The sequence below is a fragment of the Thermodesulfovibrio yellowstonii DSM 11347 genome, from assembly GCF_000020985.1.
GTDB lineage: Bacteria > Nitrospirota > Thermodesulfovibrionia > Thermodesulfovibrionales > Thermodesulfovibrionaceae > Thermodesulfovibrio > Thermodesulfovibrio yellowstonii.
In genome coordinates, this window is record NC_011296.1 from 1,675,819 (window position 1) to 1,697,296 (window position 21,478).

The following is a 21,478-nucleotide window of genomic DNA, read 5'->3' on the forward strand; positions in this document are numbered from 1 at the left end:
TGAGAATATGGTAAGAGTTAACAGAAAACAGGCACTTCAGATGATTAAAGAAGCCTCTATTTATGAGCTTGGAAGGGAGGCAGACAATATTAGAGAGAGTTTGCATCCCGAAGGTATTGTTACATTTGTAGTTGATAGAAATATAAACTACACAAACATATGCATAAATCGCTGTAAATTCTGCGCATTCTGGAGGCCAAAGGAGCATAAAGAGGCTTATGTTATACCCCATAAAGAACTTGCAAAGAAAATTGAAGAAACAATACAGAAAGGAGGGACTCAGATACTTCTTCAAGGTGGAGTTCATCCTGAGCTTGGGCTTAATTTTTATGTTGATATACTCAGATTTATCAAAGACAATTTCAGAATTCATGTCCATGGATTTTCTCCCCCTGAAATCTCTTTTCTTGCAAAAAAGGAGGGTTTGTCAGTGAAGGATGTTCTCCTTAAACTTAAAGAGGCAGGGCTTGATTCTATTCCTGGGGGTGGTGCTGAGATACTCTCTGATAGAGTAAGAAAAATTCAATCACCGAATAAGATAAGCTCAGCAGAGTGGCTCGGTGTTATGCGTGAGGCACACAGGCTTGGAATGAAAACATCAGCTACAATGATGTTTGGTAGCATTGATACCGAAGAAGACATAATTGAGCATCTTGACTCCATAAGAAGTCTTCAGGATGAAACCGGCGGATTTACAGCCTTCATTCCCTGGAGCTTTCAACCTTGGAATACAGAGCTTAAAAAAGAAAATCCTGAACTTATGCCTGCTGGTGCTGTAAAATATTTAAGAGTGCTTGCTTTAAGTAGGATTTATCTTGATAATTTCAAAAATATTCAGGTCTCCTGGGTTACCCAAGGAATTAAGATCGCTCAAGTTGGACTTCGTTTTGGTGCCAATGATTTTGGCTCAACAATGCTTGAGGAAAATGTAGTAAGAGCTGCTGGAGTCAGTTACAGGGTAACAATGGAAGAGATTATTGAGGCAATTCGCTCCGCAGGCTTTAGACCTGCTCAGAGGGATACTTACTATAATGTTTTAAGAATGTTTTAATGAGAATTAAATGGGATTATTTTAGTAAAGTTCAGATTCCTGAAAAGTTTGCCAGATATCTGTGGGACTACAAAGAAGAGTCTCCCCTTGAGATATTAATTCTCAGAGTCTTAAAATATGGTAGTTTTGAGGAAGTTAATGCGATTTTTGAACTTTATCCCGAGGAAACATATAAGATTGCTATGAAATATCCTGAAATAAAAAGAGGTGTTAAATTTTGGATAAAAAGATGGAAAATTGAAACTCTTTTAAAATTTTTATAAGTGAGGGGTAAAAATGAGTGAATTTTATGATGTAATCATAATTGGAGGAGGACCTGCGGGACTTACTGCAGGAATCTATGCTTCAAGGGCAAATCTGAAAACCTTGATATTAGACAAATCAAAAACCGCAGGAGCTCTTGCCTATGCATCTTTGATTGAGAATTATCCTGGTATGGAGAAACCGCTTACAGGTAAGGAACTCCTTGAGAGGATTCGTGCACAGGCTCTCTCTTTTGGTACAGAATATAGAGAGGAACAGGTTGTTGGAGTTGATTTAGTCTCGGAAACAAAGGAAGTTATCACCATGAGTGATAGTTACAGGGGTAAAACTGTAATAATTGCAACAGGCTCCATGGGAAGAAAGCCAACTATAAAGGGTGAGGGAGAACTTCTTGGAAGAGGTGTAAGCTACTGTGCAGTGTGTGATGCACCATTTTTTAGAGGAAAGACTGTGGCGGTGATTGGAGACAGTGAAGAGGCAGCAAAAGAAGCGGTCTATCTTACAGAGTTTGTTGAACTCTGCTATATCGTTACATCTTCATCAAAGCTTAAGGTAGAGGAAAGCCATCCCGTATTTTCAAACAGCAAAATCAGGATTCTTACAGGCTACACAGTTAAGGAGATTATAGGAACTGATTTTGTTACAGGGCTGCGCATAAATAAGGATGAAGGTGAGGAAACCTTAGAGGTAAGTGGAGTTTTTGTATTTATTCAGGGCTCTCAACCAGTTACTGATTTTCTCAGTGAATCATTGAAAGTTGATGAAAGAGGCTTTATTATGGTAGACAATTTTATGCAGACAAGCCTTCCAGGAGTTTTTGCAGCAGGAGATGTGACAAGCCCGTATTTTAGACAGGTTGTTATAGCCTGTGCTCAGGGAGCAGTTGCTGCACTCTCTGCTGAAAAATACATTAGAGGAAGAAGTAGAATAAAGGCTGATTGGCATGGGTGAAAGCATGAGTGATAATGGTAAGAATTTCAGTAATTGGGAAGGCGAAGCCTTTGAACAGATGCTTTTTGACTATCTTGATAATGGCTATCTTGAAAACATCATAACTTTTTTTGAACATGAACCTGAACAGCTTAGTTTAATTCCTAAGATGCTTTCTGATGAAAGACTTAGACTCAAAGTAGGAGCATTTGCCATAATAGAAGAGTTAAAAGAAAAGAATGCTGAAGCTTTAAAATCTATTGTTCCATCTTTGATTGAACTTCTTAATTCTCCAGAAAAAAATATTCGTGGTGATGCTGCTTACGCACTTGAGATAATTGCAGACGTAGATGCAAAACCCGCTTTGATTAAAGCCTTAAAGAAAGAGCAAGACCCTCAAGTAAAAGAGTTTATTGAAGATGCAATAAAAAAACTTCAATGAAATATAAAGTAATTGATGTAGCTGGAGACGTAGGGATAAGGGCAGAAGGCGCAAGTCTTGAAGAATGTTTTATTAATTCCGCATTTGGGCTTTATAGTCTCATAACCGATTTAGCTCAAATAGAACCTGCAGAGGAGATAGAAATTATCATAAATGAAGATAATCTTGAAAATATGCTTGTAAGTTTTCTTAACGAGCTCATTTTTCAGTTTGATACTTATGGATTTCTTGGTAAAGCCATATCCATAGAGATCAAAGATAATTATCTAACAGCAAGAATTAAAGGTGAAAAATTCAATCCTGAAAAACATGAAAGAAAACTTCTTGTTAAAGCAGCGACTTATCATAATCTTGTTTTAAAACAGGAAGACTCTTTCTGGATAGCAGAGATTATTTTTGATATCTGAGGATATAATAAATTTATAGGCTTGTGAGAGGTTGTTCAATTTCTATGTCTTATTCCAAGGAGATTTAAAAACCCAAGGAATCTGACCTGGAAGGGTCATTTCCTTTGTCATTCCGAGCATCCTCAATGGGTGCGAGGAATCTCTGACCTTAAAGGGTGACCGTAGAAATGAGAAGATTCCTCGTCGTTTACACTCCTCGGAATGACAGGAAGAAGGTTTGGAATAACGGATGGAGGTAATCGAAAAATAGCAGTACTTGTAATTTGTTGAAAATCAATAAATTACAAGTTTTTGAACAGACTCAATTATTAAGAGGAGGTGCTCTATGCCAAAAATTGAAGGAACAGAAAGAATAGACCTTTATAGAATAAGAGTTCCCAAAGGATTTGTGCCTGGGATGAAAACTGAGGGAATTATCTTTGTTGATGAAACCCTTGAGCAAGAGCTTGAGCTTGAATCAGTACGTCAGGTGGCAAATGTTGCCACATTACCGGGAATAGTTGGGAAATCCCTTGCAATGCCAGATATTCATACAGGCTACGGATTTCCCATAGGAGGTGTTGCTGCCTTTGATGTAGAAGAGGGAGTGATATCACCGGGAGGAGTCGGATACGACATTAACTGTGGGGTGCGGTTATTAAAAAGCAATCTTACTAAGGAAGAAGTGGAGCCAAAAATCCGTGAACTTATTGATCTTCTCTATGCTCACATTCCCTCAGGAGTTGGCTCAACAGGAAAAATAAAGCTTTCGCCAAAGGATGAACGAGAAGTAATAAAGAAAGGTGCTATCTGGGCAGTTGAGCAAGGGTTTGGTGATGCAGAAGACCTTCAAAGGATTGAATCTCATGGATGTCTTGAAGGAGCAGACCCTGATGCCATAAGCCAGAAAGCCTATGAGAGAGGAAGAGCTCAGCAGGGCACACTTGGTTCAGGAAACCACTTTCTTGAGGTTCAGTATGTGGCAGAGGTGTATGAACCTGAGATAGCCACAGTTATGGGGCTTTCAAAGGGACAGGTTACAGTCATGATTCATACAGGTTCAAGAGGATTTGGACATCAGATTTGTGATGATTATGTAAGGGTGATGCTTCAGGCAGCAAAAAAATACGGAATAGAACTTCCTGATAAAGAACTTGCCTGTGTTCCTTTCCGTAGCAGAGAGGGACAGCAGTATTTTTCCGCAATGAAAGGTGCAGCTAACTATGCTTGGGCAAACAGACAGTGTCTTATGCACTGGACAAGGGAAGTATTTCTCAGGCTTTTTAACCTTTCACCAAAAGACTTAGGCATGAAAGTTGTTTTTGATGTAGCACACAATATTGCAAAAGAAGAATTCCATTTTATAAATGGTGAACGAAAGAGGCTTATTGTTCATAGAAAAGGTGCTACAAGGGCTTTTCCTAACGGACATCCTGAGTTGCCTGATTGCTATAAAGACATTGGACAGCCAGTGCTAATTCCAGGAGATATGGGAAGAGTTTCTTTTGTTCTGGTAGGACTTCCAAAGGCAATGGAAGAAACCTTTGGTTCAACTTGTCATGGAGCAGGTAGGCTTCTAAGTAGAAATCAGGCAATTAAGCAAGCAAGGGGACGTTCAATAAAACAAGAGTTGGCTGAAAGAGGTATAATAGTTAGGTCTGCTGGCAAAGAAACTCTTGCAGAGGAAATGCCTGATGCTTATAAAGATGTATCAAATGTTGTTGATGTAGTTCACAATGCTGGTATAGCCAGAAAAATTGTAAAACTAAAACCAATGGGAGTAATAAAAGGATGAAGCTTAAAGTTGGATGGATTCAGTATGCTAATGTTTATCCCATATTTTACGTGCTTGAAAAAGAAGGTTTGCTTACAGAAGAAATTCATCTTGTAAAAGGAGTGCCTTCTCAACTAAATTGGGCTTTGAGAAATGATTTAATTGATGTGAGTCCTTCATCCTCTGTAGAGTATCTGCTAAATAAGGAACTTTATGATTATGTTGATGGAATCTGTATAAGTTCAAAAGAATATGTGGGAAGTGTTCTTTTTTTCAGTGACCATGATTTAGAAAGGATTGATGGAGGTAAAATTTTACTTACTGATCAGTCAGCAACTTCTCACCTTCTTCTAAGAGTAATTCTTGAAAAATTTATGGGTTTAAATCCTGTTTATGATATCTCTTCCGCACCTCATACAGGAGAAAGTTTCCTGTTAATTGGTGATGAAGCATTGAGATATAGAAAGTTGAATAATGGCAAAAAAGCATATGATCTTGCCAATCTGTGGTATCAGAATACAGGACTTCCTTTTGTATTTGCTCTCTGGATTGTAAGAAGGGAAATCACAAACTCTGAAAATGAACTTTATCCCAAATATATTCAGCTAAAAGATAGGCTTCTTTATGCTCGTAAAAAGTGTAGAGAATATTTCTCAGAAATGTTGAAGAATTATTATTTAAGAGATTTCATGACAGAGGAAGAGATTCTTTACTACTGGCAGGAAAATATGGATTATGAGCTAACAGAAAAACACAAAGAAAGCCTTAATTTATTTGATAAATACTTGAGGGAATTAAGTTAAACCGCCTATACCTTCAAGGCATATTTTCTTTGTTAAAATTCTTGCTTCTTCAATGAATACTTCTTTTTCTTCTTTATTTTTAGTCTCTATGTATATACGAACTTTAGGTTCTGTTCCCGATGGTCTTATCATAATCCAAGAACCATCATTAAAAATAATTTTTACTCCGTCCAAATCTACTATTGAGGCTATTTTTTTCTCTAAATCACCGATTTTAAAAGAATCCCCTATCTTAAAATGTTTTGATAGTGCCATTATATTTTCTTTTACATGCGGACCAAAGCTTTCACGTGGAATTTCTATTCCTGTTCTGTCAGAATAATATTTTCCATAGGATTTTTCTATTTCTTCAAGATAATCGCTAAGATTTTTATTGAATGTTGCAATCATTTCAAGAGCGAGCAAAACTCCTAAAATAGCATCCTTTTCAAGAGTATGATTTTGAATGGATATACCATCTGATTCTTCAAAAGCAACTATAGCTTTTTTTGTAGCATTAGGTAAAAGATAGGGTCTAAAATTTTTAAATCCAACTTTTGTTTCAATAACTTCAACTCTAAAAGCTTCTGCAATGCTGTTAACAAAATTGCTCGTGCCTACACTTTTTACCACAACTCCTCTTAGTCCTTTGTAATTATAAAGATAATGAAACGCCATTGCACCGAAGTAATTCATAGGTATCTGTCTCTTTAAATCGGCAAACCTAACCCTGTCTCCATCAGGGTCTATGATTGCCGAAAATCCAAGAGTATTTTCTCTTAGATGAGAAAGAGCAAGCTTCAGATTTTCTTCACTTGGTTCAGGTGATAGTCCTTCAAAGAGAGGATCATCTTCTCTTCTAAGACATATAAAAGTACCTGGACTAACAGAAAGTATTTTCGCTAATTTACCCCTCGTAGCACCATGCATGTGATCAACAGCAATAGTGTGGGGGTTATTGGACAAGAAATTTTTTATCTTATCAATGTCTATCATGTTTCTTTTCTTTATAAAATTAATATATAGTTCCGTAGCATCTATTTTATTGATTGCAACTGGTGGACAAGATTTAATAGAATTTGCATTTTTCATTAGTTCGTTCGCAATTCTTTCAATAGGTTTTGTTAGTTCCTCAGAAGCAGGACCTCCATCAGAGGGATTAAGTTTTAGTCCACCGTAATTTGGAGGATTATGGCTTGGAGTTAAATTTATTGATGCAGAGGCAGATAGCTCTACCACAGCAACTGAAAATTCTGGTGTTGAAGCTTCACCAGCATAATAACAATTTATTCCTTCAGATTGGAGAATTCCAATCACTTCATACGCAAATTCCTTTCCAAGCAAACGATTGTCATGTCCTACAATAACTCCTCTTTCTTTAAATTCATTAAAAGATTTTATACCAAAGGAATTGAGAATCTGCCTGTCTTCTCCCTTAACTGCTTCAATTATTGCTTTAGTTATTACTCTAACATTCTGCATAGTAAAATCTGAGCCAATTTCACCCCGCCAGCCTGATGTGCCAAAGTGAATCAGAGCAGGTTCAGTGTTTTCTTTTGCAAACTTTTCAATATCTTTTAACAGATGCTGATTTTTATTTGGAGCTTTAAGTACTTCTTGCCAGAGATTGGATGCTTTCATATGCTTCTCCAATGTTTTATTTTAATTATAAAATATTAAACAATTCAAATTAAAAAAACATCTCATCTATGGCTTTTTCAGACATTTGGAAAAGTATTAGCAATTTAAAAAATTAATGGTATAATATGAAAAAATATGAAGCTGTTCAATTACTAACTGTTATTCCGAGGGGGACTTAATGACCCTGAGGAATCTGATCCGTAAGGGTCATCTTTTTCTTTTGCCATTCCGAGCACCCTCAATGGGTGCAAGGAATCTCTGACCTGAAAGGGTGACAGTGGAAATGAGGAGATTCCTCGTCGCTCACGCTTCTCGGAATGACAGATGGAGGTAATTGGAAAATAATAGGACTTGTAGTTTATTGATTTTCAATAACTTGCAAGTTTTTGGATAGACTCAAAAATATAACAAGGAGGCAAAAATGGCAATAAAACTTCGGGCAGAGGACGTTTACAAAAAATGTGATGATAATATATTTGATTTTGAGACAACTCAAGAACTTTCACCTCTTACAGGAACAATCGGACAAGACAGAGCAATAGCTTCTTTAGAATTCGGTTTAAATTTGCCTGCAAAAGGATTTAATATATATGCTCTTGGTGCACCTGGAACAGGTAAAATGCGTGCAATAAGAACACTTCTTTCTGAAAAAGTAAAACAAGAATCTGTTCCACCTGATTGGTGCTATCTTTATAATTTTAAAAATCCTGACGCTCCAATTGCTGTTAGTTTACCCGCAGGTAGAGCTACGGAATTTCAAAAAGATATGGAAAATCTTGTTAATACATTGAAAGTAGAAATTCCAAAAGCTTTTGAGTCAAAAGAGTATGACAAACAGAGAAATAAAATTCTTGAAGATTTTCAACAAAAACAAAAAGAATGGTTTTCTACAGTAGAAGAAGATGCAAGAACAAAAGGTTTTGCAATTCGTAAAGCTCTTGCAGGACTTATAATCGTTCCGGTTAAAAGAGACGGAGAACCGCTTACAGAAGAAGAGTTTCAGGCACTTGACATTGAAACAAGAAAACGAATTGACGAACTTGGCAAAATGCTTCAGGACAAACTTGATGATGTGGTAAGAGCTGTTAAAGAAGCAGAAAAAATCGTTAAAGACATGCTTCTTAGACTTGAACGCCAGATTGCTCTTGATGTAATAGAACAACCAATCGAAGAACTTAAAAAGAAATATTCTTTCAATGAAAGAATTGTGAATTATCTGGATGCTGTAAAAGAGGATATACTTAATAATGTTCAGGACTTCAAAATACAAGAAGAGACAGTTCCTCCAATGCCTCCTTTTATGAAAATTCAGAGAGAGGTTTCTTTTGCCAAATACAGCGTAAATGTTCTTGTTAACAACTCTGCAACAGAGGGTGCTCCTGTTGTTTATGAACCCAATCCAACATATCTTAATCTTTTTGGAAGAATTGAATATAAGATTCAGTATGGTATGGCAATTACTGATTTTACAATGATCAAACCAGGTTCACTACACAAAGCCAATGGAGGATATCTTGTAATAGATGCTATGGCTTTGATAAAAAATCTTTTTTCCTATGATTCTTTGAAAAGAGCTCTGCGAAGCAAGGAAATTCGGATAGAAGATGTGTGGGAACAATACAGGCTTATTACAACAACTACTTTAAGACCTGAACCAATTCCTTTGAATGTTAAAGTAATTCTCACAGGAACACCGTTTCTTTATTACATACTTTACAACTATGATGATGAATATAGAGAATTATTTAAAGTTAAGGCAGATTTTGATATAAGAATGCCAAGGAATGAAGAAAACATAATAAAATATGCTCAGTTTGTTGCTCTCTGTCAAAAAGAAGAAGAACTTTTACCATTTCATCGCTCTGCTATTGCAAAGATTGTTGAGTATGGTTCAAGACTTGCAGAACATCAAGAAAAGCTTTCAACTCAATTCAGTAGCATAGCAGACCTGATAAGAGAGTCTCATTTTTGGGCAAAAAAAGACGGAAAGGACATTGTTTATGCTGTGCATGTTAATAAAGCCCTTGAACAAAGAGTTTATAGATCAGCAAGTATAGAAGAAAAATTAAGAGAACTAATTCTTGAAGATGTTTTAATTGTAGAGACATATGGCAAAAAAGTTGGACAGATAAATGGACTTGCTGTCATTGACCTTGGAGACTACAGCTTTGGGAAACCTTCTCGTATCACCGCAAGAACATATCTTGGTAAGGCTGGAATAGTAAATATTGAAAGAGAAACAAAAATGTCAGGGAAAATACATGAAAAAGCAGTTATGATTCTTTCAAGCTATCTTTGGAGCAAATACGCAATAAAAAAACCAATAAGCCTCAGCGCCTCCCTTACATTTGAACAACTTTATGAAATGATAGAAGGTGATAGTGCTACATGCGCTGAACTTTACGCACTTTTAAGTAGTATTGCAGATATTCCTCTTAAACAGAATATTGCTGTCACAGGTTCAATGGATCAAAAAGGAGAAGTTCAGCCAGTTGGCGGAATAAATGAGAAAATTGAGGGTTTTTTTGAGCTTTGCAAAATTAGAGGACTTGATGGAAGTCATGGAGTAATAATCCCAAGAAGAAACATTAAACATCTGATGCTCAAAGAGGAGATACAAAAGGCGATTGATGAAGGCAAGTTCCATATTTATGCCATTGAATACGCAGAAGAAGGACTTGAGATACTGACAGATATGAAAGCAGGTGAACTAATGCCAGATGGGACATATCCAGAAGGAACTATAAACTATCTTGTTATGAAAAAGCTTGAAGAGATGTCAGAACTCCTGAAGAAAAAAGAAAAAGAAGAAGAAAAAAAGAACGAAAAATAAACTATTATCATTTAAACTTAAATGCTTTAATAATAAAAGAAATCACAAAAAAAACAACTAAAATAGTTGAAATTGATGCACCAAGAGGAATCCCTGAGTAAAAAGAAAGGAAAATTCCTGAATAGGACGATAAAAGAGAAATAATAATTGATACAATAACCGTATTTTTAAGGCTTCTACATATATGCATAGCAATCAAAGGTGGAATTATCATCAGAGAGCCAATTAAAAGAGCTCCCATTGTTTTTATTGATATAGAAATTGATAATGCAACAGTTGTTGCAAAGAGCATTTTAATGACTGCTACATTAATTCCAGAGGCATGAGCAAGCTCTTCATCAATGCAGAAACTAATCAGTTTTTTATAGTATTTTAAGATAAAAACTCCACATACAAAAGCTCCAGATAAAATAAGATAAACATCTTCCTTTGTCACAGTAGAAAGACTTCCAAAAAGTATATTTATTATGGAACCCGTGCTGCCAGAAAAAGTTATAAAGACCACTGAAAGAGCAACTCCTGAATACAGAAAAAAAGAGAGAGAACCTTCTGCTGGAAGTCTGTCTTTAGTCCTGAGTTGTTCAACAGAAATAGACACCCCTATGCTCAATAAAATAAGCAAAACAAGAGAGTTTATTTTGAAGAAAAGGCTTAATGCAAGTGCTAAAAAACCTACATGAGCAAGGGTGTCTGCAAAAAAAGCATATTTACGAAAAAGCAGAAAAATTCCAAAAATCGGAGATAAAGGTGCTATAAAACTAACAACTAAAAAAGCTCTTTTTATTATGTTGAATTCAAAAATTTCAAGCATTTTTGTGCGGGAAAACAGTAGATTCAGGATATAACATAGCCATATACTCATCTTTAAGAATTTTCTGGGGTTCTCCAAGACATACAACTCTTCTATTCAGACACAGAATACATCTCGCTTCATGAGCAAAAGTCCCTATATCATGAGTAACTACAAGGATTGTAATTCCAAAATCTCTGTTGAGAATCTCAAGCATTTTAAGTAATTCCTCCATTGAATAAGGGTCTATGCCTGTAGTTGGTTCATCAAGAAGTAAAATTCTCGGCTGCGAAGCAATAGCTCTGGCAAGAAACGCTTTCTGACGCTCTCCTCCAGAAAGTTCCCTGAGGATTTTTTTTCTTAAATGAGAAATTTTAAAAACATCCAATGCCCAATCAAGATTTTCTTTTTTAATCTTTTCATATCCACTTTTAACAAGTTCTTCTACTGTAACTGGAAATTCATAGATTGTCTGAGATATTCTCTGAGGTAGATATCCAATAGGTTCTGATTTTATGTAATCTTCTGGATTCTGCCCATAAATCAATACCTGACCTCTGTGAGGCTTTATTATACCTAAGATTAACCTTAGTAAAGTTGTTTTCCCTGCTCCGTTTGGTCCTATAATTCCAAGATAGCATCCCTCTTCTATTTCAAGATTAATATTTTCAAGCACAAAAATGCTATCAAAAGAATAATAAACATTTGTTAAACTTATCGCTTTCATTTACAATTTAAAGCAGTTTTTAAAACTTCAAGATTATCTCTCATTGCTTGAAAGTAATCTATTGTAGATATTTGATGAAATGTATTGAATTTTAATATCTTTACACCAGTTTCCTCTGATAAAGTTTTCGCAATTTTTTCTCCCTCTGGCTCACAAATGATGTATCCAATAGAGCTTTGCTTTATTAAATTTTTCAGTTTTTGAATTTTCTTTAATGGCGGCTCTTCTTCAGGTTCATGAACAATAAAGTGAAAATTAAATCCATACCTGGCACTAAGATAATTTAAAAATTCATGACTTCCGATAACTTCTTTCAATGAACAGTTTGACAAAGCTTTTTTATAGTCCCTATCAAGTTCTTTAAGCTTTTCACTGTACAGAGAAAAATTCTTCTCATACATATCTTTTTTATCAGGATAAAGTTCCTGAGCTTTATCTTTGATTACTTTAATAATTTCCAAAACTAAAATAGGGTCTAACCATATATGCGGGTCTATTTCACTACCTAATGAATATTTTTTAAATGCAATATAATCTTGAAGTCTCACTACCTTTATGCCTTTTAGAGTAAGCTCGTCTTTTATTTTGTCTATCCATCGGTCAATATCTGTATTTCCAAGATAGACTACCATGTTTGCATTAAAAAGTTTTTGAATATCCTTTAAAGAAGGCTCAAAATTATGTGGATCAATCTGAGAAGGAATTAATACCTGAATCTGAGCTTCGGGCATTATCCATTTTGTAAAATGCTGAAGAGGATAAAGGCTTGTATAAACTGAGATTGCAGATTTTGAAACTATCTCACTCTTTTGTGAACAAGATATGAAAACTAACATAATGCATACAAAAACAAGAAAGATAAAATTATTCCTCTTCATATATCTCCTAACACACCTCAATTCTACATTGAAAAAATATCTTTTAATTTATCTTTCAAGCCTTTTGAACCTTTTTTTATTTCTTCTCCAGATATCCTGGCAAACTCTTCAAGAAGTTCTCTCTGACGTTCATTTAGTTTTTTGGGAACATCAATGTAAACAGTTACAATCTGGTCTCCTCTGTGAGTACCTCCTACTCTTGGAAGCCCTTTACCCCTGAGCTTAAAAACTCTACCTGATGGAGTTCCTGCTGGTATTTCTATTTTTTCTTTTCCATCAAGTGTAGGAACTTCCACTTCTCCGCCAAAAACTGCTCTAACAAATGAAATAGGAATGGAACAATAAAGATTTATACCTTCTCTCTTGAAAAATTCGTGTTCTTTAACATTGACAAAAATATAAAGATCGCCTCTTGGTCCACCAAATTCACCTATTTCTCCTTCACCACTGACCTTTAATTTACTTCCGGAATCAACACCTGGAGGAATTTTTATTGTTAATTCATGTTCTACTTTTATCTTTCCATTTCCTGCACAATCAAAACAAGGATCTCTGATAATTCTTCCTGTTCCACCACATTTTGAACATGTCTTTGACACTGAAAAAAATCCTTGATTATATCTGATATATCCGCTGCCACCGCAAGATGAACATATAATTGGCTCACTACCAGGTTTTATTCCAGAACCATTGCATGTTCCACATATTTCCCAACGGGGAAATTTAATTGTTTTTTCAACTCCTCTGGCTGCTTCTTCAAGAGTGATTGTAATGTCATATCTTAAATCAGCACCTTTTGTAGGTTTATTTTTTCTGAACCCAAAACTTCCAAAAAATCCTTCAAATATGTCTTCAAATATATCTGTAAACGTTGTATAAGTTTCAAATCCAAATCCGTTCCCTGTAGGTCCTTCTGCTGTTCCATATCTATCATAGTTAGCTCTCCTTACAGGGTCACCAAGACAAGCATATGCTTCGTTTATTTCTTTGAATTTTTCTTCTGCGGATTTATCTCCTTGATTTAAATCAGGATGATATTTTCTTGCAAGGCGCCGGAACGCCTTTTTTATCTCTTCCTGAGAGGCGTCCCGGCTTACACCAAGAATGCTATAGTAATCTTTCATTTATTATCTTTATCCTCTACCTCAGCTTCTATTACATCTTCCTCTTTTTTTGACTGTGTTGTACTACCTGCTCCTTGCTGGGATGCTCCTGCTTTTTTATAAAGTTCCTCAGCCACTCTATGAGAAGCTTTAGCTAACTCTTCTACAGCTGCTTTTATCTCATTTACATCATTGCTTGTATCCTTTATCCTACGACACTTTTCAATTGCTTCTTCTATTCTTTTCCTTTCATCTTCTGAAATCCTATCACCCATATCTCTTAATGTTTTTTCAACAGTATATATCATGTTGTCTGCTTCATTTCTTGCTTCAGCAATCTGCTTTTTGCGCCTGTCTTCCTCTGCATGTGCTTCAGCTTCTCTAATCATTTTCTTAATCTCTTCCTCACTGAGACCACTTGAAGCAGTAATTCTTATTGACTGTTCCTTACCAGTAGCAAGGTCCTTTGCAGAAACATGCAAAATTCCATTGGCATCTATATCAAAGGTAACCTCTATCTGAGGAATTCCTCTTGGGGCAGGAGGTATTCCAACAAGTTCAAATACTCCAAGAAGCTTATTGTCTGCCGCCATCTCTCTTTCACCCTGATATACTTTAATTGTAACAGCTGTCTGATTATCAGCAGCAGTTGTAAATATTTGAGACTTCTTAGTGGGTATAGTTGTATTACGCTCAATAATCTTAGTAAATACACCACCAAGTGTTTCAATTCCAAGTGAAAGAGGAGTTACATCAAGAAGTAAAACTTCTTTTACCTCTCCCTTTAAAATTGCTGCCTGAATCGCTGCTCCAACAGCAACAACTTCATCAGGATTAACACCTTTATGAGGTTCTTTCCCAAAGAAATCTTGAACAACTTTCTGCACTTTCGGAGTTCTTGTCTGTCCACCAACCAAAATTACCTCATCTATCTGACTTTGAGAAAGTCCTGCATCAGAAAGAGCTTTTTTGCAAGGCTCAAGGCTTTTCTGGATTAAATCATCAACAAGCTGTTCAAGCTTGGCACGAGTTAATTTCATGAGTAAGTGCTTTGGACCTGAAGCATCAGCTGTTATAAAAGGAAGATTTATCTCTGTTTCCATTGCTGAACTTAATTCAATTTTTGCCCTTTCTGCTGCTTCTTTCAGTCTCTGAAGTGCCATTCTATCTTTTCTTAAGTCAATACCTTCCTGTTTTTTGAACTCCTCTATAAGCCAGTCCATAACTCTTATGTCAAAATCATCTCCACCAAGATAGGTATCTCCATTGGTTGCCTTTACTTCAATAACTCCTTCTCCTATCTCAAGAATTGAGATATCAAATGTTCCACCACCAAGGTCATAAACAGCTATTTTTTCTTCTTTTTTCTTGTCAAGCCCATAGGCAAGTGCTGCAGCGGTTGGCTCATTTATTATTCTCAGAACATTAAGTCCTGCAATTCTTCCTGCATCCTTTGTTGCCTGACGCTGACTATCATCAAAATAAGCAGGCACTGTAATAACAGCTTCTGTTACAGGCTCGCCAAGATAGTCCTCAGCAGCCTGTTTAAGCTTTTGAAGTATCATCGCAGAGATTTCAGGTGGAGAGTATCTCTTTCCCATTATTTCAACGTGTGCATCACCATTTGGAGCTTCAACAATTTTATAGGGAAGTCTCTTCTTTGCCTCCTGAACCTCCTGAGAGTTGTATTTTCGTCCCATCAATCTTTTTATAGAAAAGATAGTATTTTCAGGATTAGTTATTGCTTGCCTTTTTGCAACCTGTCCAACCAATCTTTCACCTTTATCAGTAAAAGCAACTACAGAAGGTGTTGTTCTTTGTCCTTCCTGATTCGGTATTACTACAGGCTCACCACCTACAACTACTGCAACAACAGAGTTTGTTGTGCCAAGGTCTATTCCTATTGCTTTTCCCATAATTAATCCTCCTTTTCAATTCTGTCATTCTGAACACCCGATGGGTGCGAAGAAGAACCTCCCTCTTCAGAGGGCTTAGCTTTCTTAGAAACAGCTACAAGAGGCTCTCTTAGTAGCTTATTTTTATACAAATATCCTTTACGCAATTCTTCTACAATGATGTTATCTTCTATATCTTCTGTTTCAACTGTAGATACAGCATGATGCACCTCCGGATTGAAAACCTGGCCAACTGTTTCAATTTGTTTTACTCCGTATTTTTCTAATATTCGCAAAAATTCCTTTAATGTATTCTCAACACCTTTTTTCATACTTTCAAGCCAATCAGAATTTAGGTCACTACCTGCATGTTTGATAGCTAATTCAAAATTATCTATAATTGGCAATAAATCTTTGATTAATTTTTCATTGGCATAATTTACTAACTCTTCTCTTTCTTTTTGAATCATTCTTTTGTAGTTTTCAAATTCAGCATAAAGTCTAAGATATTTCTCTTTCTGTTGAGATAGTTCATTTTGAAGATTCTCAACAACATCTCTTGGTTTATCTTCAATTGCTGAACCTTCATAAGAAATTTCTTCAGTTTCTTTGTTTTCAGTAGATGTATCTTTTTTTATTTCATCCATTTAAATAAACCTCCTAATCTGAAAGTGTTCTTGTTAATGACCTTGCAAAGGCATTAACTAACATAATTGCCCTTTGATAGTTCATTCGCTTTGGACCAACAAGAGCAATAACACCAAGTGATTTGTCTTTTTCTTTATATGGTGAAGCAATTATACTAAAACTTCTAAATTCTTCTACAGGATTTTCCTGCCCTATAATTACTTTTACCTCATCGTCTTCAGAAATATTTTCAAAAAGTTTAAGCAAAAGATGCCTGTCTTGTATTGTTTTTGCAACCTCTCTAAGTTTTTCTATATCAGAAAAATCTGGCAAGTGCATTATATGATAAAATCCTGATACATAAACATCTTCTCTGGAGAAATATAATGCTTCCTGACACATTTTTAAAATCTTGGAAATTAATCTATCCCAGAAAATTTTTTCCTTTTTTATCCTCACAATCAGGTCATCTCGTATTTCGTCAATGGTTTTTCCGTGATAATTTCTATTAACAAAATCTGCAAGACTGTTAAGTTCCTTCTGGGTTATTTCAGGATAAACTTTTATAATCTTATTTTTAACAATACCTTTATCATTCACAACAACAGCTATTACAAGGTCATCTTTAAATTTTATAAAATCTACCCGATGAAGAGCGGTTTTTTCTGTTGCTGGCAAAAGCGCCAAACCAAGATATCTGGTAGCCTGAGATAAACTCTGAGTTGTTTCTAAAAAGAGAGAGTTCATGTTGTTTCTGAGTTTTCTTAACTTTTTTGTTAAATTTTCTATAACTCTTTTAATTTCCAATGATTGAGAAAACAATTCACTCTGAAATATATAGTCAACATAAAATCTATATGCCTTATCTGTTGGCACTCTTCCAGCTGAAGTGTGAGGTTGGGAAAGAAATCCTGCATCTTCTAAATCTGACATTATGTTCCTTATTGTAGCAGAACAGACATCAAATCCATATTTTTTCATAATATAACGCGAACCTACAGGTTCAGGTTTTTCAATGTAACTTTCCACAACCGCGTAAAGCACCTTTTTAGTTCTTTCATCAAGCATTGTATCTCTCATTTTAGCACTCCTCATATTTAAGTGCTAATGTTTAAAATTATCACGATAACCTTAAAAAAGTCAAATATTCTACCAGATAAGCTCTTTATTTAAAAGTTTTTTATAAATATCTCGGGGCAAAAAGCAGGATTTATGCAAATCTGCTGTATAAAGTTTTGTCTCTATTTTTACAGGTTTTCGTATTTCGCGAGGGTCTAAAGATTTTGAGCCAACAGAAAAGCTCCACCAGTTTCCAGCATAAGTTGCTATGCTTGCAGTGTAGAGTTCAACAATCGGGAATATTAGCTTCATAGAATTTTGCACTTCATATACAAGCTCTCTATGAAATATAAGAGACTCTGAAAGTGTCACAAACATTCCATTTTCAGTGAGTGCGTCTCTTACAAATTTAAAAAACTCAACTGTAAAAAGGCTCTTTGCAAAACCTATTATATCTGTTGAATCAACAATTATTACATCAAGAGAGTTTTTCATCTCTTTTATAAACTCTGCTCCATCCATACATCTAATCTCAACCCTTGAGTCATCTATGGCTGAAGAAACAGATGGAAAAAATTCTTTTGAGACCTTTATAACCTCTTCATCAATCTCAATAAAGTAAAGTTTTTTTACAGAGCCATGTTTAAGAACTTCCCTTACTGCACCACCATCTCCGCCTCCTATAACAGCAACATTTTTAGCTTCAGGGTGAGCGTGCATAAGAACATGGGTTAGCATTTCATGATAAATAAACTCATCTCTTTCAGTAAGTTGGACAACACCATCAAGGACAAGAATTTTTCCAAAATAAGGATTTTCAAAAACCATTATCTCCTGAAATTTACTTTTACCCTTATAAAGAACTTTTTCCACTTCATATACATACTGTATCGGAGCATAAGGGTCCTTCTCAAAAAATTTAATCATGGCAAACCTCCTAAATTAAAAATGTTTTTGGCGTGGAAAATCCATTAAACTCTGATGCATAAGATATCGTATATGCACCTGCGGATAGAATAAGAATAAGGCTTCCAACATCTGGCTCAGGAAGCACAACCTCTCTGTCTATTACATCAAAACTATCACAGCTTGGTCCTGCAATTGTCCATTCTTTTTCTTCTCCTCTGCTTCCTACGATATACTGATACTTAATACCTCCTATGCTTTCCATTAATCCGTTAAAGACACCCACATCTATATAAAGCCAATTTTCATCTCCTCTCTGAGCCTTACCAATAATTCTTGATACAAAAACTCCAGCATCTCCTACAACAGCTCTTCCAGGCTCTATAAAAATTTCTGTATCAGGAAAATATTCTTCAAGAATAGAGTTAATTTTTGTCTCTATTGTCTCTATAGAAGGAACTTTTTTTGTGTACTCTATAGGATAGCCACCGCCAATATTCAACATTTTTATTTCAATTCCATTTTTTCTCACAAGTTCTTTTAATTGTCCTGCTTTGTGTATCGCTGTATGCCAGTTATAAACATTACTACATTGAGAACCTACATGGAATGTTATTCCTATAGGGTCAAGTCCTCTTTGTTTAGCGTAAATAAGCAACTGGGCAGCTTCTTCCATCTCAACACCAAATTTTTTACTCAATGGCCATTCACTTCCTTCATTAGGAACAGTCAGTCTCACATAAACTTTTTTACGTGGTGTATACTTCGCAAGTTTTTCAACTTCTGCTATAGAATCAAAAGCATAATACTCAATACCATATTCAACCGCTTCTTTAAGAAATTTAAAGGTTTTTACAGGATTACTTGTTATAATCCTTTCAGGCTCAACATTCAACTGCTTTAAGATTGCCAGTTCACCCTCTGAGGCTATTTCAAAACCTACATTAAAACTGTTTAGATACCTAATAACATCTATATCTGGGTTAGCCTTAACAGCATAAAAAACTTTTGAGTTTTTAATTCCTCTTCCAATCAGTGAAATCTTTTCTTTTAATATTTCTCTATCAAGAAGAAGATAAGGAGGTTCATCATCGTGAGAAGCTATCCAATTCAGTATTCTATCCATAAGAGTATTTTTGTGATTTGTCATAATTTTAAAATTTTATCATATTCTATGATAGAATAAAAAATGGAAAATGAAAAACTACAGAATTTAAGGGATAAAATTGACAAAATTGATAAAGAAATTCTTAAACTTTTAAACGACAGAGCGAAACTCGCTATAAAAATAGCCGAAATAAAAAAAACTCAGGGACTTTCTTTTTATGACCCCGTAAGAGAAAAAAATATCATAAATAAAATTCTAAAATTAAATAAGGGACCTTTCTCTGATGAGGTAATTAAAACTCTATTTAGAGAAATTCTCTCAGCAACTCTTGCTCTTCAGGAATCACAAAAAATTTCTTATCTTGGTCCTGAAGGAACATTCACTCATCTTGCAGCAATAAAGTATTTTGGAAGCTTTGCACAGTTTGAACCAGAGGATAATATTAAGAATATTTTTGAATCAGTAGAAAAAGGCATAACAAAATTCGGGGTTGTGCCAATAGAAAACTCAAATGAAGGCACTGTTACCTATACTCTTGATATGTTTATGCAGTATGAAGTAAAAATTGCTGGAGAAATAATAATCCCAATAACGCATAACTTACTCTCCCTTACAGGAGAAAAAGAAAAAATAAAAAAAATATATTCACACCCTCATGCAAGAGCACAATGTAGAGAATGGCTACGAAAAAATATGCCTGATATTCCAGTTTATGATGTGGCATCCACTGCTGAAGCAGCAAGACAGGCTTCTTTAGATGAAGATGTCGCAGCAATAGCAAGTGAGTTTGCAGCAAATATTTATGGACTTAAATTTGTTGCAAAACATATAGAAGATTACAAAAACAATTATACAAGATTTTTCATTCTCGGAAAAACATTTCCGAATAAAACTGGTTCTGATAAAACCTCTATAATGTTCTCACTTCAAGATAAACCAGGAACACTTTACAATGCCTTAAAACCTTTCAAGGATTCAGGGTTAAATCTTACAAAAATAGAATCTCGTCCAGCAAAAATGAGAAAATGGGAATACATATTCTTTGTTGATTTTATGGGACATATTGAAGATGAAAAGGTTCGTAAAACCCTTGAAGAAGTAAAAAATTACTGCATAGAGCTTGTACATCTTGGTTCATATCCAATGTTTAAATAAATGGAGGAGCGATTATGATTAAACCGCTATCTTACGTGAAAAAGATTCAACCATATATTCCAGGCAAGCCAGTTAAAGAAGTAGAAAGAGAACTTGGTATAAAAGAATGCATAAAACTTGCTTCTAATGAAAATCCTGTTGGTCCTTCGCCAAAAGTTATTGAAGCAATTAAAGATTTAATATCTAAACCAGTTGAGCTTGCAAGATATCCAGAAGGAAGCGGATACTATCTGAAAAATGCTTTATGTGATTTATTCGCAAAAAAAGGAATAACTCTAACGCATGATGAGATAATTCTTGGTAATGGCTCAAATGAGCTTATAGATATCGCGGTAAGGACATACATAGGACCGGGAGATGAAGCAGTTATGGCTAATCCCTCTTTTGTTGTTTATGCCATGAGTGTAATATCACAGGGAGGAGTTGCAAAAGAAGTACCATTGAAAAACTGGAGACATAACCTTGAAGGAATGCTTAATGAAGTAACAGATAAAACAAAAATTATATTCATAGCCAATCCAAATAATCCAACAGGCACTATAAACTACAAAGAAGAGTTTGATAAATTTATTAAGGCTCTTCCAGAAAATATATTGATTATCATGGATGAGGCTTATTATGAATATGTTACAGACCCCGAATATCCAGATACCTTGAAATATTTTAAAGAAGATAAAGATATATTAATTTTAAGGACTTTTTCAAAAGCTTATGGGCTTGCAAGTTTAAGAATAGGTTACGGAATTGCAAAAAAAGAAATCATCACAGAAATGAACAGAATCAGAGAACCTTTTAACACAAATACCATAGCCCAAATTGCTGCAGAATCTGCATTAAAAGATGAAGAACATTTAAAAAAAGTGCTTGAAATAAATGAAAAAGGTAAAGACTATCTCTATAAAGAGCTTGATAAAATCTCATCTATTAAGTATTTACCTACTCAAACAAATTTCATCTATATAGTTTTACCTGAAAATACAACATCAAAGGAAGTTTTTGATTTCCTTCTAAAACAAGGAGTCATTGTAAGACCTGTTGGACCAAAACAAATAAGAGTAACTATAGGATTACCTGAAGAAAATAAATCCTTTATTGAAGCATTTAAAAAATTTTTAGGAGGTTAAAAT

20 protein-coding genes are annotated in these 21,478 nt (G+C 35.0%); 10 read left to right on the top strand and 10 right to left on the bottom strand.

Annotated features, from left to right (window positions below):
- Window positions 1-7 precede the first annotated feature (7 nt).
- From mqnC to THEYE_RS08650, 7 genes are all read left to right on the top strand, one after another.
- A complete protein-coding gene (gene mqnC / locus THEYE_RS08620; RefSeq protein ID WP_012545015.1) occupies window positions 8-1,051 on the top strand; it encodes a cyclic dehypoxanthinyl futalosine synthase in 1,044 nt (347 codons plus the stop codon).
- Complete coding sequence (locus THEYE_RS08625; RefSeq protein WP_012546397.1) at window positions 1,051-1,314, top strand: hypothetical protein; 264 nt, start codon at window positions 1,051-1,053, stop codon at window positions 1,312-1,314. The genes mqnC and THEYE_RS08625 overlap by 1 nt, the downstream gene beginning before the upstream one ends.
- Before the next feature lie 13 nt (window positions 1,315-1,327).
- Window positions 1,328-2,266 carry an NAD(P)/FAD-dependent oxidoreductase gene (locus tag THEYE_RS08630; RefSeq protein WP_012546588.1) on the top strand — a complete coding sequence of 313 codons (939 nt, stop codon included), beginning with the start codon at window positions 1,328-1,330 and terminating at the stop codon, window positions 2,264-2,266.
- On the top strand, window positions 2,259-2,687 hold the full coding sequence (locus tag THEYE_RS08635) for a HEAT repeat domain-containing protein (RefSeq protein WP_012546797.1): 429 nt from the start codon (window positions 2,259-2,261) through the stop codon (window positions 2,685-2,687). Before THEYE_RS08630 ends, THEYE_RS08635 begins: the two co-directional genes overlap by 8 nt.
- Window positions 2,684-3,094 (top strand): archease, encoded by a 411-nt coding sequence (locus THEYE_RS08640; protein WP_012545771.1) that lies wholly within the window; start codon window positions 2,684-2,686, stop codon window positions 3,092-3,094. The genes THEYE_RS08635 and THEYE_RS08640 overlap by 4 nt, the downstream gene beginning before the upstream one ends.
- A gap of 325 nt (window positions 3,095-3,419) precedes the next feature.
- Window positions 3,420-4,868 (top strand): RtcB family protein, encoded by a 1,449-nt coding sequence (locus THEYE_RS08645; RefSeq protein ID WP_012546530.1) that lies wholly within the window; start codon window positions 3,420-3,422, stop codon window positions 4,866-4,868.
- The gene (locus tag THEYE_RS08650; protein ID WP_012545998.1) at window positions 4,865-5,650 is read left to right on the top strand and encodes a menaquinone biosynthesis protein; all 786 of its coding nucleotides are present in this window, start codon (window positions 4,865-4,867) and stop codon (window positions 5,648-5,650) included. The genes THEYE_RS08645 and THEYE_RS08650 overlap by 4 nt, the downstream gene beginning before the upstream one ends.
- On the opposite strand, the gene THEYE_RS08655 is transcribed toward THEYE_RS08650, so the two are convergent.
- Window positions 5,642-7,270 carry a phosphohexomutase domain-containing protein gene (locus THEYE_RS08655; RefSeq protein WP_012545176.1) on the bottom strand — a complete coding sequence of 543 codons (1,629 nt, stop codon included), beginning with the start codon at window positions 7,268-7,270 and terminating at the stop codon, window positions 5,642-5,644. The two genes, THEYE_RS08650 and THEYE_RS08655, sit on opposite strands and share 9 nt — an antisense overlap.
- Window positions 7,271-7,691: 421 nt before the next feature.
- On the opposite strand from THEYE_RS08655, the gene THEYE_RS08660 reads away from it, so the two are divergent.
- Window positions 7,692-10,103, top strand: coding sequence for a Lon protease family protein (locus THEYE_RS08660; protein ID WP_012545339.1), 2,412 nt, complete (start codon window positions 7,692-7,694; stop codon window positions 10,101-10,103).
- A 7-nt stretch (window positions 10,104-10,110) separates the two neighbouring features.
- On the opposite strand, the gene THEYE_RS08665 is transcribed toward THEYE_RS08660, so the two are convergent.
- The 9 genes from THEYE_RS08665 to THEYE_RS08705 all read right to left on the bottom strand — a co-directional run bounded on the left by THEYE_RS08665 (window position 10,111) and on the right by THEYE_RS08705 (window position 19,238).
- Window positions 10,111-10,914: a metal ABC transporter permease gene (locus THEYE_RS08665; protein WP_012545164.1), complete on the bottom strand. Its 804-nt coding sequence runs from the start codon at window positions 10,912-10,914 to the stop codon at window positions 10,111-10,113.
- Window positions 10,907-11,620 carry a metal ABC transporter ATP-binding protein gene (locus tag THEYE_RS08670; protein WP_012546339.1) on the bottom strand — a complete coding sequence of 238 codons (714 nt, stop codon included), beginning with the start codon at window positions 11,618-11,620 and terminating at the stop codon, window positions 10,907-10,909. The genes THEYE_RS08665 and THEYE_RS08670 overlap by 8 nt, the downstream gene beginning before the upstream one ends.
- On the bottom strand, window positions 11,617-12,456 hold the full coding sequence (locus tag THEYE_RS08675) for a metal ABC transporter substrate-binding protein (protein WP_164924866.1): 840 nt from the start codon (window positions 12,454-12,456) through the stop codon (window positions 11,617-11,619). Before THEYE_RS08675 ends, THEYE_RS08670 begins: the two co-directional genes overlap by 4 nt.
- A gap of 65 nt (window positions 12,457-12,521) precedes the next feature.
- Window positions 12,522-13,622, bottom strand: a complete 1,101-nt coding sequence (gene dnaJ, locus THEYE_RS08680) for a molecular chaperone DnaJ (RefSeq protein ID WP_012545807.1) — start codon at window positions 13,620-13,622, stop codon at window positions 12,522-12,524.
- Complete coding sequence (gene dnaK, locus THEYE_RS08685; RefSeq protein WP_012545409.1) at window positions 13,619-15,517, bottom strand: molecular chaperone DnaK; 1,899 nt, start codon at window positions 15,515-15,517, stop codon at window positions 13,619-13,621. Before dnaK ends, dnaJ begins: the two co-directional genes overlap by 4 nt.
- A 2-nt stretch (window positions 15,518-15,519) precedes the next feature.
- Entirely contained in the window at window positions 15,520-16,143 is a 624-nt protein-coding gene (gene grpE / locus THEYE_RS08690) for a nucleotide exchange factor GrpE (protein ID WP_012546170.1), read from the bottom strand.
- Between the two features lie 13 nt (window positions 16,144-16,156).
- Window positions 16,157-17,203, bottom strand: coding sequence for a heat-inducible transcriptional repressor HrcA (gene hrcA / locus THEYE_RS08695; protein WP_012545755.1), 1,047 nt, complete (start codon window positions 17,201-17,203; stop codon window positions 16,157-16,159).
- Window positions 17,204-17,272: 69 nt separating this feature from the next.
- Window positions 17,273-18,109, bottom strand: coding sequence for a polyamine aminopropyltransferase (gene speE / locus THEYE_RS08700; protein ID WP_012546389.1), 837 nt, complete (start codon window positions 18,107-18,109; stop codon window positions 17,273-17,275).
- Window positions 18,110-18,119: 10 nt separating this feature from the next.
- Window positions 18,120-19,238, bottom strand: coding sequence for a type III PLP-dependent enzyme (locus THEYE_RS08705; protein ID WP_012545474.1), 1,119 nt, complete (start codon window positions 19,236-19,238; stop codon window positions 18,120-18,122).
- 39 nt (window positions 19,239-19,277) lie between these two features.
- Here THEYE_RS08705 and pheA point away from each other — a divergent pair, with 39 nt between their 5' ends.
- Window positions 19,278-20,351, top strand: a complete 1,074-nt coding sequence (gene pheA, locus THEYE_RS08710) for a prephenate dehydratase (RefSeq protein ID WP_012546845.1) — start codon at window positions 19,278-19,280, stop codon at window positions 20,349-20,351.
- A 14-nt stretch (window positions 20,352-20,365) separates the two neighbouring features.
- Window positions 20,366-21,475 (top strand): histidinol-phosphate transaminase, encoded by a 1,110-nt coding sequence (gene hisC / locus THEYE_RS08715; protein ID WP_012546009.1) that lies wholly within the window; start codon window positions 20,366-20,368, stop codon window positions 21,473-21,475.
- The last annotated feature ends 3 nt before the right edge of the window (window positions 21,476-21,478 follow it).